We start from the raw sequence: 16,338 nt of genomic DNA, 5'->3' as shown, positions 1-16,338 counted from the left end.
CCGGCATTTTCAAAGGAAACACAGTATGCAGACCATCACCACCTCCTGGTTCGTCCAGGGTATGATCAAAGCCACCTCCGACGCCTGGCTGAAGGGCTGGGACGAGCGCAACGGCGGCAACCTGACGCTACGCCTGGACGACGCGGATATCGAGCCATTTGCCGCCGATTTCCACCAGAAGCCGCGCTATATCGCCCTGAGCCAGCCGATGCCGCTGCTCGCCAACACGCCGTTTATCGTCACCGGTTCCGGGAAGTTCTTCCGCAACGTTCAGCTCGACCCGCAGGCCAACCTCGGCGTAGTGAAAGTGGATAGCGACGGCGCGGGCTACCACATTCTGTGGGGGCTGACGGATGAGGCGGTGCCAACCTCTGAGCTGCCGGCGCACTTCCTCTCCCACTGCGAGCGCATCAAGGCGACCAATGGCAAGGACCGCGTGATCATGCACTGCCACGCCACCAACCTGATCGCCCTGACCTACGTGCTGGAAAACAATTCTGATTTCTTCACCCGCAAATTGTGGGAAGGCAGCACCGAGTGTCTGGTGGTGTTCCCGGACGGCGTCGGCATTCTGCCGTGGATGGTGCCGGGCACCGACGAAATCGGCCAGGCAACCGCGACGGACATGCAGAAACATTCACTGGTGCTGTGGCCGTTCCATGGCGTCTTCGGCAGCGGCCCGACGCTGGATGAAACCTTCGGCCTGATCGACACCGCCGAGAAATCCGCGGAAGTGCTGGTGAAGGTCTATTCCATGGGCGGCATGAAGCAGACCATCACCCGGGAAGAACTGATCGCCCTGGGTAAACGCTTTGGCGTCACCCCAATGCAGTCGGCGTTAGATTTGTACCAATAACAACATCGCGCCCCGCTCACCGAGACGGGGCGAAAACCACCTGCAATCCCTACAACTAACTCAAGTCAGTGGAGTAAAAGCAATGAAAATAAAAGCAAGCTTGATCCTCACCGTTGCCACTCTGGCGTTGTCCGGTTCCGCTTTAGCAGAAGTGAAAATCGCCCTGGTGGCGAAGTCCTTAGGGAATGGATTCTTCGAGGCAGCGAACGTCGGCGCGCAGGAGGCGGCCAAAGAGTTAGGCGATGTAAAAGTGATTTATACCGGCCCGACCACCACCACGGCGGAAGCGCAGATCGAGGTGCTGAACGGGCTGATCGCCCAGGGCGTGGATGCGATCGCGATTTCCGCGAACGATCCGGACGCCGTCGTGCCGGTGCTGAAAAAAGCGATGCAGCGCGGCATCAAGGTTGTGTCGTGGGATTCCGGCGTGGCGAAAGCCGGGCGTCAGATCCACCTCAACCCGTCCAATAACGCCCTGATTGGCGAAACTAACGTCAAGCTCGCCGCCGATGCCCTGAAAGCGCTGAACGTGGAGAAAGGCGATGTGGCGGTGCTGAGCGCCACGCCAACCTCCACCAACCAGAACACCTGGATTGCGGAGATGAAAAAGGTGCTGCCGAAGTACCCGTCCGTCAATCTGGTGACCGTGGCCTACGGGGACGATCTCTCTGACAAGAGCTACCGCGAAGCGGTCGGCCTGCTGAAAACCTACCCGGAGCTGAAAGTGATTGTTTCGCCTTCTTCCGTGGGCATTGTGGCTGCCGCGCAGGCGGTGAAGGACCAGGGCAAGATTGGCAAAGTGTACGTCACCGGTTTAGGCCTGCCGTCTGAGATGGCGGGCGCGGTGAAGTCCGGCGCAAGCAAGAGCTTTGCCATCTGGAACCCGATTGACCTGGGCTATGCCGCAACCTACCTGGCGGATGACCTGGTGAAAGGCACCGCCACGAAAGGCGAGGCCAGCATGGGCAAGCTGGGCAAAGTGAAGCTGGATGCCGACGGCAACGGCGCGATGGCCGAGCCGTTCGTTTACGATGCCAGCAATATTGATAAGTTCTCAAAAATCTTTTGATGCGATTTGTAGGCCGGATAAGCGTAGCGCCATCCGGCAAAAGGCGGGTGGCGCTGCCGCTTACCCGCCCTACAAATTCCCCTGTCCAGGAGAACTATCATGACCCCATTGCTACAGCTTTCTGGCATCACCAAGGTGTTCCCCGGCGTGCGTGCTCTTGAGAACGTGCAGCTTGCGCTGTGGCCCGGCAAAGTGACGGCGCTTATCGGCGAAAACGGCGCGGGCAAGTCGACGCTGGTCAAAGTGATGACCGGCATATACCAGCCCGACGAGGGCGAAATTCTCTACAAGGCGATCCCCGTTCACCTTCCGACGCCGGAGTCGGCGCATAAAATGGGCATCACCGCCATTCACCAGGAAACCGTCCTGTTCGATGAACTCTCGGTCACCGAAAATATCTTTGTCGGTCAGTACCTTCACAAAGGCTTCCTGAAAAAGCTCGACTGGCCGGAAATGCACCGCCGGGCGCAGGCTATTCTCGCCCGCCTTGAGGTGCAAATCGACCCGCGCGCAACACTGAAAACCCTGAGCATCGCCCAGCGTCACATGGTGGCGATTGCCCGCGCGCTGTCGTTTGAGGCGCAGGTGGTGATCCTCGATGAACCCACGGCGGCGCTGTCACAGCATGAAATCCTCGAGTTTTACCAGATTGTGGAGCGCTTAAAGCAGAAGGGAAAAGCCATCCTGTTTATCTCCCACAAGTTCGACGAGATTTTTGAGCTGGCCGATCACTACACCATTTTGCGCGACGGCGTGTTCGTCGGTGCAGGGGCAATAAATGAGATCACCGAGGAGCGGATGGTGTCGATGATGGTCGGGCGCGCCATTACCCAAACCTTCCCGAAAATCGACTGCGAAAAAGGCGAGACGGTGCTGGAGGTGAAAAACCTCTGCCATCCGACCGAGTTTGCGCATATCTCGTTCTCCCTGCGTAAAGGGGAGATCCTCGGCTTTTACGGGCTGGTGGGTGCCGGGCGTACCGAGCTGATGCAGGCGCTTTCCGGCGTCACGCGGCCATCGTCCGGGGAAATTATCCTCAATGGCCAGCCCCGGCGCTTCCGCCAGCCTGCGGATGCGATCAAAGCCGGTATCGTCTGTGTGCCAGAAGAAAGGCAGAAACAGGGGGCGATTATCGCCCTGCCGATTGCCCAGAACATCAGCCTGCCTCAGCTCAGCAGGCTCAATCCGAACGGCGTGCTGCATGACGACCGCGAATGGAAGCTGGCGGACGAGTACGCCAAACGCCTGCAAGTGAAAGCCTTCAGCTGGAAGCAGGCGGTGGAGACCCTCTCTGGCGGCAACCAGCAAAAGGTGGTGATCGGCAAATGGCTGGCGACGCACCCTGACGTGATCATCCTCGATGAGCCAACAAAAGGCATCGATATCGGCTCAAAGGCAGCCGTGCATCAGTTTATGTCCGAGCTGGTCAGTCAGGGGCTGGCGGTGATTATGGTCTCGTCCGAACTGCCGGAAGTGATGGGCATGGCGGATCGCATTATCGTCATGCACGAGGGGCTGATGGTGGCCGAATACCAGGCGGGAGACGCGACGGCGGAAACCATCGTCAGCGCCGCCAGCGGTGCAAAACAGGAGGCGGCATAAATGCTTAGCTCACTCTTAAAACACCGCGAGGCGCTGCTTGGCGCGGTGATTGTCCTGATGGTCGTCGCCATTGGCAGCCGCGTGCCATCGTTTATCGCACCGGGCAACCTGGTGGAGATGTTTAACGACACCGCCATTCTGATCGTCCTCGCGCTCGGGCAGATGATGGTGCTGCTCACTAAAGGCATCGACCTGTCGATGGCGGCTAATCTGGCCCTGACCGGGATGATTGTCGCCCTGATTAATTTCCATTACCCGGACGTGCCCGTCTGGGCGCTGCTGATCCTTGCCAGCGCGCTTGGGCTGCTGATGGGCGCAATAAACGGCCTGCTGGTGTGGAAACTGGGCATTCCGGCGATTGTGGTGACGCTCGGCACCATGAGCATCTACCGCGGAATGATCTTTTTGCTCTCCGGCGGCGGCTGGGTGAACTCCAACCAGATGGGTGCAGACTTCCTCGGCCTGCCGCGTGCGTCAGTGCTGGGCCTGCCGGTGCTGAGCTGGTGCGCCATCGCCGTACTGCTGCTGGTGGGCTACTTCCTGCGCTACAGTCGCACCGGACGGGCGCTCTACACCGCAGGCGGGAACGCCACGGCAGCGTACTACACCGGGATCAACGCCGGGAAAATGCAGTTCATCAGCTTCTGCCTTTCCGGTCTGCTGGCCGGGTTCTGCGGCTACCTGTGGATATCACGCTTTGCCGTTGCGTATGTTGACGTCGCTAACGGTTTTGAATTGCAGGTGGTGGCAGCCTGTGTGATTGGCGGGATCAGCACCATGGGCGGCACCGGCCGCGTGCTCGGCTGTCTGTTCGGGGCGCTGTTCCTTGGCGTCATCAACAACGCCCTGCCGGTGATCGGCGTCTCCCCGTTCTGGCAGATGGCGATTTCCGGCTCGGTCATTGTCATCGCTGTGCTGCTGAACGAGCGCGGCAACAGGCGCAAAGGCAGGCTGATCCTGCACGACGCGGCGCTGGCACGTCAGAAACTGGCGGTGAAACCATGAGCAAAATGATGACATCTGAAGAGTTCAAACCCACTTCTGCGCCGGGCATCTTCCAGCGCCTGCTGTGCTGGGAGGGCTTCCTGCTGGCGGTGACGCTGGCGGTGTTTGTGGTGAACGCGCTCGCCTCGCCCTACTTCCTCAATATCTGGAACCTCTCCGACGCGACGTTCAACTTCACGGAAAAAGCGATCATTGTGTTGCCGATGGCGATGCTGATTATCGCCCGGGAAATTGACCTGTCTGTGGCCTCCACCATCGCGCTCAGCTCCACGGTGATGGGCTTTTGCGCGGCAGCGGGCGTCGATACGCCACTGCTGGTGTGCGTGGGATTAGGCGTCGGGCTACTGTGCGGGCTGTTCAACGGTATTCTGGTGACGCGCTTTAACCTGTCGTCCATCGTCATCACCATCGGCACCATGAGCCTGTACCGCGGGATCACCTACATCCTGCTCGGGGACCAGGCGCTGAACAGCTACCCGGAGAGCTTCGCCTGGTTCGGCCAGGGCTACGTCTGGGGCGCGCTGTCGTTTGAGTTCGCGCTGTTTATCGTGCTGGCCGCTCTGTTTGCCTTTGTGCTGCACCGCACCAATTTTGGCCGCCGCACCTACGCCATCGGCAACAACCCGACCGGCGCGTGGTACTCCGGCATCAACGTGAAGCGCCACAACCTGATCCTGTTTGCGCTGGTAGGACTGATGTCCGGCCTGGCGTCGGTGCTGCTCACCTCGCGTCTGGGCAGTACCCGCCCGACCATCGCGATGGGCTGGGAGCTGGCGGTGGTGACGATGGCGGTGCTCGGCGGCGTCAATATTCTCGGTGGGTCCGGCAGCATGGTGGGCGTGATTATCGCCGCCTTCCTGATGGGGCTGGTGACCTTCGGCCTGAGCCTGCTCAACGTGCCCGGCATCGTGATGTCGGTGATTATCGGCGCGATGCTGATCGTGGTGATTTCGCTGCCGATTATTACCCGCCGGGTGATGCAGCGAAGACGGATCTCATAGCCGGGTGGCACTGCGTTTACCCGGCCTACTTAACCGTAGGCCCGCGCAAGCGCAGCGCCGCCGGGCATAAAAATCACAGTAATTAAGGAGAATTATCATGAGCTTTATGTTGGCACTCCCCAAAATCAGCCTGCACGGCGCGGGCGCGATCGGCGATATGGTCAATCTGGTGGCAAACAAACAGTGGGGAAAAGCGCTGATTGTCACCGACGGCCAGCTGGTGAAACTTGGCCTGCTCGACAGTTTGTTTTCCGCGCTCGACGCCCATCAGATGTCGTATCACCTGTTCGATGAGGTATTCCCGAATCCGACGGAAGCGCTGGTGCAAAAAGGCTATGCGGCATATCAGGATGCGGAGTGTGATTACCTGATTGCCTTTGGCGGCGGCAGCCCGATTGATACCGCCAAGGCGATCAAAATCCTCACCGCCAACCCAGGTCCGTCAACCGATTACTCCGGCGTCGGCAAGGTGAAAAACGCGGGCGTGCCGCTGGTGGCGATCAACACCACCGCAGGCACGGCAGCAGAGATGACCAGCAACGCGGTGATCATTGACTCCGCGCGGCAGGTGAAAGAGGTGATTATCGACCCGAACATCATCCCGGATATCGCCGTGGACGATGCCAGCGTGATGCTTGATATTCCGGCCTCCGTGACCGCCGCAACCGGCATGGATGCCTTGACCCATGCGATTGAAGCCTACGTGTCCGTCGGCGCGCACCCGCTGACCGATGCTAACGCGCTGGAGGCGATTCGCCTGATCAACCTCTGGCTGCCGAAAGCGGTTGACGATGGTCATAACCTGGAAGCGCGCGAGCAGATGGCCTTTGGTCAGTATCTGGCGGGCATGGCGTTTAACAGCGCCGGTCTGGGGCTGGTGCACGCCCTGGCGCACCAGCCGGGCGCGACGCACAACCTGCCACACGGCGTGTGCAACGCCATTCTGCTGCCGATCATCGAAAACTTTAACCGCCCGAACGCGGTCGCACGTTTCGCCCGCGTGGCGCAGGCGATGGGCGTTGACACGCGCGGCATGAGCGATGAAGCGGCCAGCATGTCAGCCATTCAGGCGATTCGTGACCTGAGCGCCCGGGTCGGCATTCCGTCCGGATTTAGCCAGCTCGGCGTCACCAAAGCCGATATTGAAGGCTGGCTGGATAAAGCCCTCGCCGACCCGTGCGCGCCGTGCAACCCGCGCACCGCCAGCCGCGATGAGGTCCGCGAGCTGTACCTGGAGGCTTTATGATCCGCAAAGCGTTTGTGATGCAGGTAAACCCGGACGCGCACGAGGAGTACGCACGTCGCCACAACCCGATCTGGCCTGAGCTGGAGGCGGTACTGAAAGCCCACGGCGCGCACCACTACGCCATCTATCTCGACAAAGCTCGCAACCTGCTGTTTGCGACGGTGGAGATTGAATCGGAAGAGCGCTGGAACGCGGTGGCAAACACCGATGTCTGCCAGCGCTGGTGGAAATATATGGGTGACGTTATGCCGTCGAACCCGGATAACAGCCCGGTGAGTTCGGCGCTGAAAGAGGTGTTTTACCTGGACTGATGTGTTAACGCTGCTGCCCCCGAGGCGGCAGCAATCTCCCGCCTGCCACTCAGCGTAAACGCCGACACCACCGTGATCGCCAGCACGAAGCAGCCCAGTATCAGATACGTCTCCTGGAAGCCGACCCGGTCATACATATTTCCGGCAAAGGCGGAGAGGAAGATCGCCGCCGACTGTTTGGCAAACTGGAAGCCAATCAGGTAGATGGTGGCCGACAGGCGCGTATCAAACACCCCGGTGATGTACTTGAATGCCCCCACCAGCAGGAACGGGACTTCCAGCGCGTGCAGCATCTTCAGGGCAATCACCTCCACGGCAGTGGTGGCAAACGACGAGCCGATAATGCGCGTCGCCATGATCACCCCGGCAATCAGCAGCGTGTTTTTCGCGCCGATGCGGTTAATGATCCACGGCGAGCAGAACATAATGATCGCGTTACAGATTTCCCCCGCCGTGGTGGCGAAACCAAAGGCACGGGTCCCCTCCTGCGGCGTGGCGAAGAAGGTTTTGAAGAAGGTGGCAAACTGCTGGTCGAAGACGTCATACACGCAGGCCACGCCAATCACGTACAGGATGAACATCCACATTCTGCGCTGGCGGAACAGGGTAAAGACGGTTTTGGCGGTGATCTGCGGCTGATTCGCGCCCAGGGCGTTCATCACCTGCGCCGTCTGGTTAGGCTTCGGTTTCGCGACCACCAGCAGCAGCATCAGCAACAGCGCCGCGGCCGACCCCATCCAGAAGACGTACGACGGATCGATGCCGAACAGGATGCCGCCCGTTGAGGCGCACAGCCCCCAGCCGAGACAGCCGAACATACGCGCCTTGCCGTACTCAAAAAAGCTGTTGCGGCTTACGCGCTCAATATAGGCCTCAATCGCCCCCGACCCCGCTGAGAAGACAAAGCCGATATACAACCCACCGCTCAGCGCCCCCAGCCAGATATTGGTTTTCAGCAGCGGGGCGAAGACGTACAGGAAGAACGGCGCGAACAGGAACAGCAGCACCGAGATGATCCAAAGCAGGTGTTTTTTCAGCCCCAGCTTGTCCGAAATGACCCCCAGCACCGGCTGGAAGGCAATGGCCGACAGCGAGATGCAGGAGAAAACAATCCCGGTATGGGTTTTGTTCAGGCCGATGATGTCCGACAGCCAGATCGGCAGGAACGGAAAGCAGGTGGCCATGATGAAGAAGTAGAGAAAGAAGAACAGCCCGAAGATCCAGAAATTAGGGTTGTCTTTGTGGGTACAGGTTGTTGTGTTCATTATTTTTATCCTCAACGGAGGGCCGGTTGCCCGGCCCGTCACCCTTACACGCGTTCCACACCAATCAGAATGGCGGTTTCCGGATCCAGAATCGGCAGCGCAATACCCGCCTGCATCAGCCACTCGCCGCTCACCGTTTGCGGCGCTTCCATCCACGAAGGCAGCTTACGCATGGTGTGCCCGCCCTCGCCCGTAATCTGGATGTTCGGGTGATCGAGCAGCGTGATGCGGTACAGCGCGCTGGCGTCTAACCCCGGCATGCGCAGCGGCATCATCAGGGTGTAATCCGGCATCGCGAGCTGGCTGACCAAAAACAGCCCCTGCGTCTTATCTTCGCTCACTATACCCTGCGCCAGGGTGGTGGCGTCCGGCATATCCACGCGCCACTGGGTGCCGTGATGAATGACCTCTCGCCACCGCTTGTGCAGCGCGGCGTAATGGCGATAGCCTTCACGCTCCTGCGCATCGACGGTGAGCGGATCCAGCTCCAGCCCCATGTGACCAAACAGCGCTGTTAGCCCGCGGAACTGAATGCTGTGCTGGCGGAAGGTGGCGTGACATTTATGATGACCGATATGCGCCCCCATCACCTCCGGCGGGAAGAAGTAGCTCATGCCGCGCTGGATAGTGTTGCGCTCCAGCGCGTCGTTGTTATCGGACGCCCAGAAGCGGTGGCTGCGGGTCAGCACTTCGTAATCAATACGCCCGCCACCCGACGAGCAGGATTCAAACTCAATGTGCGGGAAGCGCTCGCCCAGCACGTCCAGCAGGCGGTAAAACTGGCGCGTCTGGGCGTCGGCGGCGGCTTTGCCCTTGTGCCCTGGCTGCACCAGCTCGCGGTTCATATCCCATTTCACGTAGTCGACCGCGTGTTCGCCCAGCAGCCAGCTCATGCGTTCGACCAGATATTCAAAGGCCTGCGGAATATTGAGATTGAGGACCAGCTGGTGTCGCCCGGTCGCCTGGGCGTAGCCCGGCAGCGCCAGCACCCAGTCAGGGTGCGCGCGATACAGATCGGAATCGGGGTTAATCATCTCCGGCTCAACCCAGATACCAAACTCCATGCTGAGCTGTTTAACGTGATCGATTACCGGCTTTAGGCCGTTCGGGTATTTTTTCTTGTCCAGATACCAGTCGCCCAGCGCGGCGTGGTCGTCGTTGCGGCCTTTAAACCAGCCGTCGTCGATAATAAAGCGCTCCACGCCCAGCGCAGCGGCCTCGTCGGCCATGCGCATGATGTAGTCCGGGTCGTGGTTGAAGTAGATCCCCTCCCAGGTGTTGAGGTGCACCGGGCGCGGTTTATCTTCCAGGAAGCGGATAACATTGTCGCGCAGGTAGCGGTGGAACTGCTGGCTCATGCCGTTCAGCCCGTGCGGGGAGTGACTGGCATACAGGCGCGGCGTCCAGAGCGTTTCCCCCTCTTCAATCGCCATTTCACCCGGCAGGTAGAGCGCTTCGGCCTGCATATAGCGGCGGCCATCGGTTTTCGCCTCTGCGCGCAGGCGGTGGTTACCACTCCAGCCCAGATGTATACCCCAGACGTTGCCGTGCATTTCACTGAATGACGGCGTACCTGAAATCAGCGCCGGGAAATGTTCATGGGAGGTTTTACCCCGACGGTTTTCAATCACAAAGCTGTCATGTTCAAGCATCACGCGGTGCGGCTGAAACTCCCTGATCCAGCGTCCGTGGAAGGCCATCACCTCCTGCGCGCGTTCGGCCACCGGCAGCGTCACGGCAAATCGATCCACCTGCCACGCCTGCGTTTTCAGGTTGGTTAACCCATGACGCACCACCAGTACGCCGCTGGCATCCAGCGTTATTTCACTGGTCAGGCGCAGGCCTGCATGCTCGTCTTCAGCAGTGATTGTCAGGGCGTTTAACGCCTGCTGCACCTGCGTGGTTTTAAATACCGGCGATCCGTCCAGCCCCTGGCGGTGCCCCTCGATGCCCGGCGAGCCAAACAGCCCATGCCCCAGCTCTGCCATCAGCGTGACGGGGGAGTCGACGTCCAGCCTGCCATTAGCAACCGGGCGCGCAATACTCAGCACATCCTGCGGCGTAAAGTGCTGAAGGTGCGGCCCCCAGTAGAGAATTTCGGCGAACGGGTGGGTTTTTAGCACCACGTCAACCGTATTGCTTTCAAGTCGAAAAATGGCATCTTGCATCGGACATCTCCTGTCATCGGGATGTCCTGAGTGTTGATCCGAAACGTTTCGGATACAAACCAAAACGTTTCGGATCTGTGATCGGGTTTTGAATTTTTGGTGTAATCAGGCCGTCTGGCCTGGGGAAAATTCCGGCTGCCAGAGCACCTGAAGGGTGTCGATGTCGTCGCCGTTAATCAGCTGGCGCACCATATCGGCAATCTGTTTCCCGACGCCCTGACGGGTAGACTGGATCACCGCCGCGACGTCGATATCGACAATGCTGTCCTGCGGTAAGCCGTCATAGACCACCAGCGAAACGGCATTTTCACCGGTTAAGCGCCCCATCTGCGCCAGGGCCATCGCTGCGCCGTCGCCGTGGGTGTTGCAGTCAGTAATGATGGCCGTGGGCGGCTGCGGCAGGGAGAGAAGTTCTTGCGTGGTGGCATACCCCACGCGACGCGAAGGGGGCATGGCGCGCAGCCATTCGCTGGAAAGTCCGGCTTCCCGCAGCGCGTCCAGGTAGCCCTGGCGGCGCTGGGTGATGAATGCCTGGTTGTTGCTTTCGCCCAGCAGCGCAATGCGCTGATGGCCTTTCTCGATCAGCCAGCGGGTGGCCTGATATGTGCCGGCATAGTTGTCGAAATCGAACCACGCGTACGGCTGCGGGAGCTGGCTGCGGCCGAGCGCCAGGAACGGGAACCCGGCGGCCTGTAGCTGCTCAAGACGCGGATCGTGATCCAGCGTATGCGCCACAATCAGCGCATCCACGCGTCGGCTCTGCACCATGCGCATATAGCTGTGTTTGTCCGCCAGATCGTCGTCAGCGATGAGCAGCAGGTCAATCTCATGTCGCGCCAGTTCGTGGCTAATTTCGCCGACCATGTCCATAAAAACGCTGTTATTGAGCGGAACAGGATGCACCGGAAACACCAGCCCGACGGCGTCGATTTTGCCCATCTTCAGGCGACGGGCAAAGGTATTTGGTCGGTAGCCACGGCGCTGGGCCTCCGCTTCCACGCGGGCGCGCGTCTCAGCAGAAACGTCGTCATACCCGTTGAGGGCGCGGCTGACGGTGGTAACAGACAGCCCCAGTTCTTTGGCAATGGCTTTAAGCGACATGATTTTCCGTATCTTCGTTAGTTTTGTTCCGCCACCAGCAGCGCGTGCGTATCCGGCTCCAGCGCCTTAAAGATATGCGGCTGGTCAGCGGGGTAGCAAATGTAATCTCCCGGGCCGAGCTCTTCCGCCGCGTCGATCAGACCGACCATCGCCCGCCCCTGGGTCACGATAATATGCTCAACCGACCCAGGCGGATGGGGCTGGGAAATACGGTCTGCCCCCGGCTGAGTCAGCAGCAGATAGATATCACGACGCGCGCCAGGCGGACACGCCGCGAGCAAAATCGCCTCGTAGTTCGCCTGCCCGGCGACGACTTTTGTGCCCTCGCCGCGGCGGATCACCTGCGTGACGGGTTGCTGCGGCTCCAGTAACCGGGCAAACGGAATATCCAGCGCCACGCAAAGCGACCACAGCGTTTCCAGGCTAGGATTGCCGTTGCCAGACTCCAGTTGAGAAAGCGTGGATTTGGCGATCCCGGCACGGCGGGCAATTTCCGCCAGTGAGAGCCCGGTTCGCAAGCGTTCTCGCACCAGGCTTTTGGCGATCACGCTGATTGGCTGCGTCATAATAACGGCCTCTTTCTCTCTATAACGAACGAATCGTTCGTCTTGTAAAACGTTTCTGATGCGTTCATTATAATGGAAATACGTTCGATATGGCTAAAATGGTATGAAGAATCACCTCTCTTGCCTGAAAGGCGACACGATAAAAGCGATCGTCCTGGTCTGCCTCGCGGTGGGCGTGGTCGGCATGTCTTATGGCTCACTGGCGATGGCCTACGGTTTCCCGCTGTGGGTGCCGTTTGTCCTCTCCCTCACGGTGCTGGCAGGCGCATCCGAGTTTATGTTTATCGGCATCGTGGCGAGCGGCGGCAATCCGCTGGCAGCGGCAGCGGCCGGTTTACTGGTTAACGCGCGCCATGTGCCGTTCGGCGTTACGGTGCGTGAACTGGTGGGCAAGCGCGGCCTGAGCTTTCTGGGCTGTCATATCATGAATGATGAAAGTGTGGTGTTCGGCCTGTCGCAAAAAACCGCCGAGCAGCGTAAAGCGGCCTACTGGCTGTGCGGCCTGGGCGTGGCAATCATCTGGCCGCTGGGGGCGGTGCTGGGCGCGATGGTCGGCAAGCTGCTGCCAGATCCGGAAACCATCGGGCTGGACGCGGTGTTCCCGGCGATCCTGCTGGCGTTAGTGGTGCCGGCATTTAAAAACCGTACCACGCTGATCCGCGCCTGTAGCGGCGCAGTGTTGTCGCTGGCCGCCGTACCGTTTGCGCCGGTTGGCCTGCCGGTGCTGCTCTCTTTGCTCGGCCTTGCCGCGAGGAAAAAATAATGGAAAACATGACGGTCTTTATTCTCGGCATCGCCATTCTTTCTGCCGGAACCTATCTGATGCGTCTCGGCGGGGCGAAACTCGGTAGCCGGCTGGCGCTTTCTGAACGGTCGCAGGCGCTGCTTTCAGACGCGGCAACCGTTTTGTTGTTCTCCGTCGCGCTGGCAACAACGTTTTATGAAGGGGACCATTTTGCCGGGATGGCGCGCGTACTGGGGGTGGGGTTCGCGGTGTTTCTGGCCTGGCGCAAAATGCCGTTAATTGTGGTGATCGTCGCGGCGGCGGTGGTGACGGCGCTGCTGCGTCTGGCGGGGATCCACTAAGAAAAATGCCCGACAGAACAGCGCTGCCGGGCATCTGAGGGGTTAATGCGCAGGAAGCGTATCGACGTTAAGCGTCAGCGTTTCTTCAAAATCCGTGGTGTTAGTAACGCTAAATGCCTTGTCTGAAAGGTAGGTCGTGATCATCATGGTGGCGACAAACTGCTCGCCCGCCACTTCCGTGCCGTTAACCGCAGCCAGCGCTTTTTCCGGCTTCAGCGTCACCTGCGATGCGCCACCCTGAACGGCAACCGCGCCGATATCGACCGCGGCCAGCTGTACGGGGTTCCCGTCTACCCGCCCATCTTTAAATTCGATTTTCATCGCGCCGTTATCCGTAAAACGATACGCCAGGTTCTGTCGGGCAATCCCGTCTACGGAGAGGCGCATTTTGCGCGCATCCGGACACAGCACCGAAACCTGAACTTCACGCGTCACAGAAGCATAACCGTTATACACTTTGCCAATATGCTCAGCGGACGTTTGCCGCATATCCTCTTTACGGTAGCGCCCGTAATCGACTTTCTTCACCGCCGACATCATTTCACAGGCGCCGTCATCGGCCTGCGCCATTCCCGAAAGTCCCGCTGCGCCGCAGAGCAGCATAAGCATCAGCGCGTATTGACGAACGTTATTCAGAGACATTTCCCTGTCACCTCTTCATAGAATTTATTCGGTTCTGCCTCCGGCAGGGTGTACGTCAGCCTGCAACGCCCTTCATCCAGCTTCGCATACAGCTGCTGGCTGGCAGAGATATCGTTCAGGAAGATCACGCCGTCTTCTGGCGCACTCGTCACATACTCCCCTGCCGCGTCCACAATCGAGACACCTTCCGGCAGCGGCGTACCGTCCGCACGGCGTATACTGAGCAGCACGCGGCGCTGGCTTAACGTCGCAAACTCCCACTTCGCCACAGCGCCGTGAGACGCTTTGATCGCTGTTCTGCCATTTCTTACGTCCAGATTGCCTGGCAGGCTTTCCGTGTTGATCTCAATCGTGCTTTCACGGAACGGCGACAGCGCAGGAATAATCGCCTGGCCCCATTTATCGGTCCATACCGCGCCGCGCGGGGTACCTATCTCGATACCAGCCACCGGTTTATCCAGTCTGGCAATGGCGTACGTATCGGTCACGCGGTAAGGCGAGAAGGTCACCCCGTCGCTGTGGGCGACAATCCCGCCGCTTAATGCTGCTGAGTAGTTGGTATTGCTGTCGTTATCTCCTCCTGCCGCCAGCGCCAGGTTGGTGTAATGCAGATTACTGTTCAGCGAGCTGTCCCAGCTGGTGATGTTCTCTTCCTGGTCCTGAGTGACCCCCACCGTGTACTGGTTCTCAGCGTTGAGCGAGCCCATCGCCCGCGTGCCGTAAGAACGCTTACCTTCGCTCTCGCGATACCAGGAGCTGGTTGTCACGCCTGAGCGTCCCAGCGGGATCGACACGTTTACGTAAAACTGATCGTTGTCGCTGCTGTCGTGCCGGCTGACATCCGACTCCCAGTTCACGCTCACGTTGAAGTATTTAAAAGTCTGTGACCACGACGAGATAAACCGGCGACTGTCATAGTCGCTGTTCCAGCTCTCGTTGCGATAATAGCTGAGGGAAAAGCGGCCCAGCGTGGTACTCGACCAGTTGATACCGACGCTGGTGTCGTATTTGGTTTGCGACATATCGTCATCGTCGCCGTAAAGTTCCGCCATCTCGCGATAGTCCGGTGTACCATAGCTACCGCCCAGCGAAAGCCCAATGCCCCACGGCAGGGAGTAACCCAGATCCAGCGTCGTTTTGTTGCCGTCAGTTTGCGTCTGGTTGTCTATTGACGCCAGAAAACCCAACGAGGCATACAGGTTCTGCATCGGTATGGTATCGAGGTTGCCGGAGAAGCCATAATAGTGGTTATCCGCCATCACCATACCGGCCAGGAAATTGACACGCTTATTGACAGACCAGCCGTTGTTGGCGGACACCACCCACGGATTTTCAAAGCGTGAGTCCATGTCTTCAACGCGGCCCATAGCCAGCGTAAAGCCCGGGGCACGGCCTATATGATTGCTGCGGAACGTACTTGCCGAGACAGTGAATCGGTTTTCGCTGCCGTCAGTCTCGGTGACCGTTACGTTCAGGTCGGTGTTGAGGTTCGCCAGCGGCACGTCATCCAGGTTGAACGGACCGGCAGGAACCAGCGTTGAGTAAATAAGCTGTCCGCCCTGGCGGATATCGACGCGCGCCTGCGGATTACGGGCAATACCGCTGACTTCGACGCCCGTCCCCACCTGAGGAGTGAGTGCGGTATCCGGCATCATCTGGACCCCGTAAATTCCCGGAATACTGAAGCGGCTGTTGGCGATGTTAATCTGGCCACCCTGCACCATCACGCCATAATCGGTAAAGGTACGCTGGGCATAGGTGTAGAGGGAGTCAACCTCAAAATCCTGATCGCTGCCGTCGCTAATGAACTGCGTGCTGCGCACAATCCAGTCTCCGGCATTAAAGCCCATTTCAAAGGTCGACTGGAAACGGTCAGCGTTCTCATCATCATAGTGATTATGGGTGCCAAACATGGAGTAATTCAGCATGGCTGCACGTCCGCCACGCACCTCGGCGAACTGTCGGTCATAATCAGGGTCGATCGCTTCAGGCGGTACAACAACCGATATTTCATCAATATCCGGCGAAGTCTGAATCGTTGATCCGGACCAGTAGTGATAAATCTTCGGGCAGGTGCCTCTTTTCGTCTGTTTAATCAGGCCCGCGTTTTCCAGAAACGCTTTATCAATACAGGGCGCTCCTTCCTCATCAAATTTCACGGGCATAATATTGCGCTGCTTACCATTAATATTAACCGTCACATTATGGTAGCCAGGGGTAAAACGGGGAGTGAGGGAATAGTAATCCGCAATGGCCGGATCAAGCCCGTTATTTTTTAAAGCATCGCTGTCAAATATGGCTCGCGCCAGTTCCAGAGATTCATTCGCATTAGAGGAAATCTCAGCCCGAATATTAAATGCCAGCACGCTAAGGCAAAACACGAGCATTCCCTTTTTACAGGAACCGTTTAACATAACTAC

At 58.9% G+C, this 16,338-nt stretch carries 15 protein-coding genes; 9 read left to right on the top strand and 6 right to left on the bottom strand.

Annotated elements, in window-relative coordinates:
* The first annotated feature begins 25 nt into the window (after positions 1-25).
* From rhaD to rhaM, 7 genes are all read left to right on the top strand, one after another.
* Positions 26-856: a rhamnulose-1-phosphate aldolase gene (rhaD, locus tag H2Z33_RS08310; protein ID WP_015569930.1), complete on the top strand. Its 831-nt coding sequence runs from the start codon at positions 26-28 to the stop codon at positions 854-856.
* A gap of 82 nt (positions 857-938) precedes the next feature.
* A complete protein-coding gene (gene rhaS, locus H2Z33_RS08305) occupies positions 939-1,925 on the top strand; it encodes a rhamnose ABC transporter substrate-binding protein (protein WP_017382691.1) in 987 nt (328 codons plus the stop codon).
* A gap of 99 nt (positions 1,926-2,024) precedes the next feature.
* A complete protein-coding gene (locus H2Z33_RS08300) occupies positions 2,025-3,527 on the top strand; it encodes a sugar ABC transporter ATP-binding protein (RefSeq protein WP_063867244.1) in 1,503 nt (500 codons plus the stop codon).
* Positions 3,528-4,532, top strand: coding sequence for an ABC transporter permease (locus H2Z33_RS08295; protein ID WP_033487977.1), 1,005 nt, complete (start codon positions 3,528-3,530; stop codon positions 4,530-4,532). It abuts the gene before it with no gap.
* Positions 4,529-5,533, top strand: a complete 1,005-nt coding sequence (locus tag H2Z33_RS08290) for an ABC transporter permease (RefSeq protein WP_015569926.1) — start codon at positions 4,529-4,531, stop codon at positions 5,531-5,533. Before H2Z33_RS08295 ends, H2Z33_RS08290 begins: the two co-directional genes overlap by 4 nt.
* Positions 5,534-5,630: 97 nt before the next feature.
* The gene (gene fucO, locus H2Z33_RS08285; protein ID WP_022649823.1) at positions 5,631-6,779 is read left to right on the top strand and encodes a lactaldehyde reductase; all 1,149 of its coding nucleotides are present in this window, start codon (positions 5,631-5,633) and stop codon (positions 6,777-6,779) included.
* Positions 6,776-7,090, top strand: coding sequence for an L-rhamnose mutarotase (gene rhaM / locus H2Z33_RS08280; RefSeq protein ID WP_015569925.1), 315 nt, complete (start codon positions 6,776-6,778; stop codon positions 7,088-7,090). The genes fucO and rhaM overlap by 4 nt, the downstream gene beginning before the upstream one ends.
* On the opposite strand, the gene H2Z33_RS08275 is transcribed toward rhaM, so the two are convergent.
* The 4 genes from H2Z33_RS08275 to H2Z33_RS08260 all read right to left on the bottom strand — a co-directional run bounded on the left by H2Z33_RS08275 (position 7,078) and on the right by H2Z33_RS08260 (position 12,190).
* Positions 7,078-8,355 carry an MFS transporter gene (locus H2Z33_RS08275; RefSeq protein WP_015569924.1) on the bottom strand — a complete coding sequence of 426 codons (1,278 nt, stop codon included), beginning with the start codon at positions 8,353-8,355 and terminating at the stop codon, positions 7,078-7,080. The genes rhaM and H2Z33_RS08275 overlap by 13 nt on opposite strands.
* Before the next feature lie 44 nt (positions 8,356-8,399).
* On the bottom strand, positions 8,400-10,523 hold the full coding sequence (locus H2Z33_RS08270) for an alpha-galactosidase (RefSeq protein ID WP_063135446.1): 2,124 nt from the start codon (positions 10,521-10,523) through the stop codon (positions 8,400-8,402).
* A 105-nt stretch (positions 10,524-10,628) separates the two neighbouring features.
* Entirely contained in the window at positions 10,629-11,624 is a 996-nt protein-coding gene (locus H2Z33_RS08265) for a LacI family DNA-binding transcriptional regulator (protein WP_003861974.1), read from the bottom strand.
* Between the two features lie 17 nt (positions 11,625-11,641).
* Positions 11,642-12,190 carry a helix-turn-helix domain-containing protein gene (locus tag H2Z33_RS08260; RefSeq protein WP_003861973.1) on the bottom strand — a complete coding sequence of 183 codons (549 nt, stop codon included), beginning with the start codon at positions 12,188-12,190 and terminating at the stop codon, positions 11,642-11,644.
* Between the two features lie 103 nt (positions 12,191-12,293).
* Here H2Z33_RS08260 and H2Z33_RS08255 point away from each other — a divergent pair, with 103 nt between their 5' ends.
* Positions 12,294-12,953 (top strand): AzlC family ABC transporter permease, encoded by a 660-nt coding sequence (locus H2Z33_RS08255; RefSeq protein WP_015569922.1) that lies wholly within the window; start codon positions 12,294-12,296, stop codon positions 12,951-12,953.
* Entirely contained in the window at positions 12,953-13,276 is a 324-nt protein-coding gene (locus tag H2Z33_RS08250) for an AzlD domain-containing protein (RefSeq protein WP_015569921.1), read from the top strand. The genes H2Z33_RS08255 and H2Z33_RS08250 overlap by 1 nt, the downstream gene beginning before the upstream one ends.
* A 42-nt stretch (positions 13,277-13,318) precedes the next feature.
* On the opposite strand, the gene H2Z33_RS08245 is transcribed toward H2Z33_RS08250, so the two are convergent.
* Positions 13,319-13,918, bottom strand: coding sequence for a hypothetical protein (locus tag H2Z33_RS08245; RefSeq protein ID WP_032103440.1), 600 nt, complete (start codon positions 13,916-13,918; stop codon positions 13,319-13,321).
* On the bottom strand, positions 13,909-16,332 hold the full coding sequence (locus H2Z33_RS08240; RefSeq protein ID WP_063135445.1) for a fimbrial biogenesis usher protein: 2,424 nt from the start codon (positions 16,330-16,332) through the stop codon (positions 13,909-13,911). The genes H2Z33_RS08245 and H2Z33_RS08240 overlap by 10 nt, the downstream gene beginning before the upstream one ends.
* Positions 16,333-16,338: the final 6 nt, after the last annotated feature.

Origin of the sequence: Enterobacter sp. YSU, from assembly GCF_016082135.1 — a bacterium.
GTDB classification, from domain to species: domain Bacteria; phylum Pseudomonadota; class Gammaproteobacteria; order Enterobacterales; family Enterobacteriaceae; genus Enterobacter; species Enterobacter hormaechei_C.
This window is presented reverse-complemented; position numbering and strand designations above follow the sequence as displayed.

Bases quoted from the DNA above. Each gene is read 5' to 3' on its own strand.
- rhaM (WP_015569925.1), top strand. From the start codon at position 6,776: ATGATCCGCAAAGCGTTTGTGATGCAGGTAAACCCGGACGCGCACGAG.
- rhaD (WP_015569930.1), top strand. From the start codon at position 26: ATGCAGACCATCACCACCTCCTGGTTCGTCCAGGGTATGATCAAAGCC.
- H2Z33_RS08295 (WP_033487977.1), top strand. From the start codon at position 3,528: ATGCTTAGCTCACTCTTAAAACACCGCGAGGCGCTGCTTGGCGCGGTG.
- H2Z33_RS08265 (WP_003861974.1), bottom strand. From the start codon at position 11,624: ATGTCGCTTAAAGCCATTGCCAAAGAACTGGGGCTGTCTGTTACCACC.
- H2Z33_RS08240 (WP_063135445.1), bottom strand. From the start codon at position 16,332: ATGTTAAACGGTTCCTGTAAAAAGGGAATGCTCGTGTTTTGCCTTAGC.
- H2Z33_RS08250 (WP_015569921.1), top strand. From the start codon at position 12,953: ATGGAAAACATGACGGTCTTTATTCTCGGCATCGCCATTCTTTCTGCC.
- H2Z33_RS08300 (WP_063867244.1), top strand. From the start codon at position 2,025: ATGACCCCATTGCTACAGCTTTCTGGCATCACCAAGGTGTTCCCCGGC.
- H2Z33_RS08275 (WP_015569924.1), bottom strand. From the start codon at position 8,355: ATGAACACAACAACCTGTACCCACAAAGACAACCCTAATTTCTGGATC.
- H2Z33_RS08270 (WP_063135446.1), bottom strand. From the start codon at position 10,523: ATGCAAGATGCCATTTTTCGACTTGAAAGCAATACGGTTGACGTGGTG.
- H2Z33_RS08290 (WP_015569926.1), top strand. From the start codon at position 4,529: ATGAGCAAAATGATGACATCTGAAGAGTTCAAACCCACTTCTGCGCCG.
- H2Z33_RS08245 (WP_032103440.1), bottom strand. From the start codon at position 13,918: ATGTCTCTGAATAACGTTCGTCAATACGCGCTGATGCTTATGCTGCTC.
- H2Z33_RS08255 (WP_015569922.1), top strand. From the start codon at position 12,294: ATGAAGAATCACCTCTCTTGCCTGAAAGGCGACACGATAAAAGCGATC.
- fucO (WP_022649823.1), top strand. From the start codon at position 5,631: ATGAGCTTTATGTTGGCACTCCCCAAAATCAGCCTGCACGGCGCGGGC.
- H2Z33_RS08260 (WP_003861973.1), bottom strand. From the start codon at position 12,190: ATGACGCAGCCAATCAGCGTGATCGCCAAAAGCCTGGTGCGAGAACGC.
- rhaS (WP_017382691.1), top strand. From the start codon at position 939: ATGAAAATAAAAGCAAGCTTGATCCTCACCGTTGCCACTCTGGCGTTG.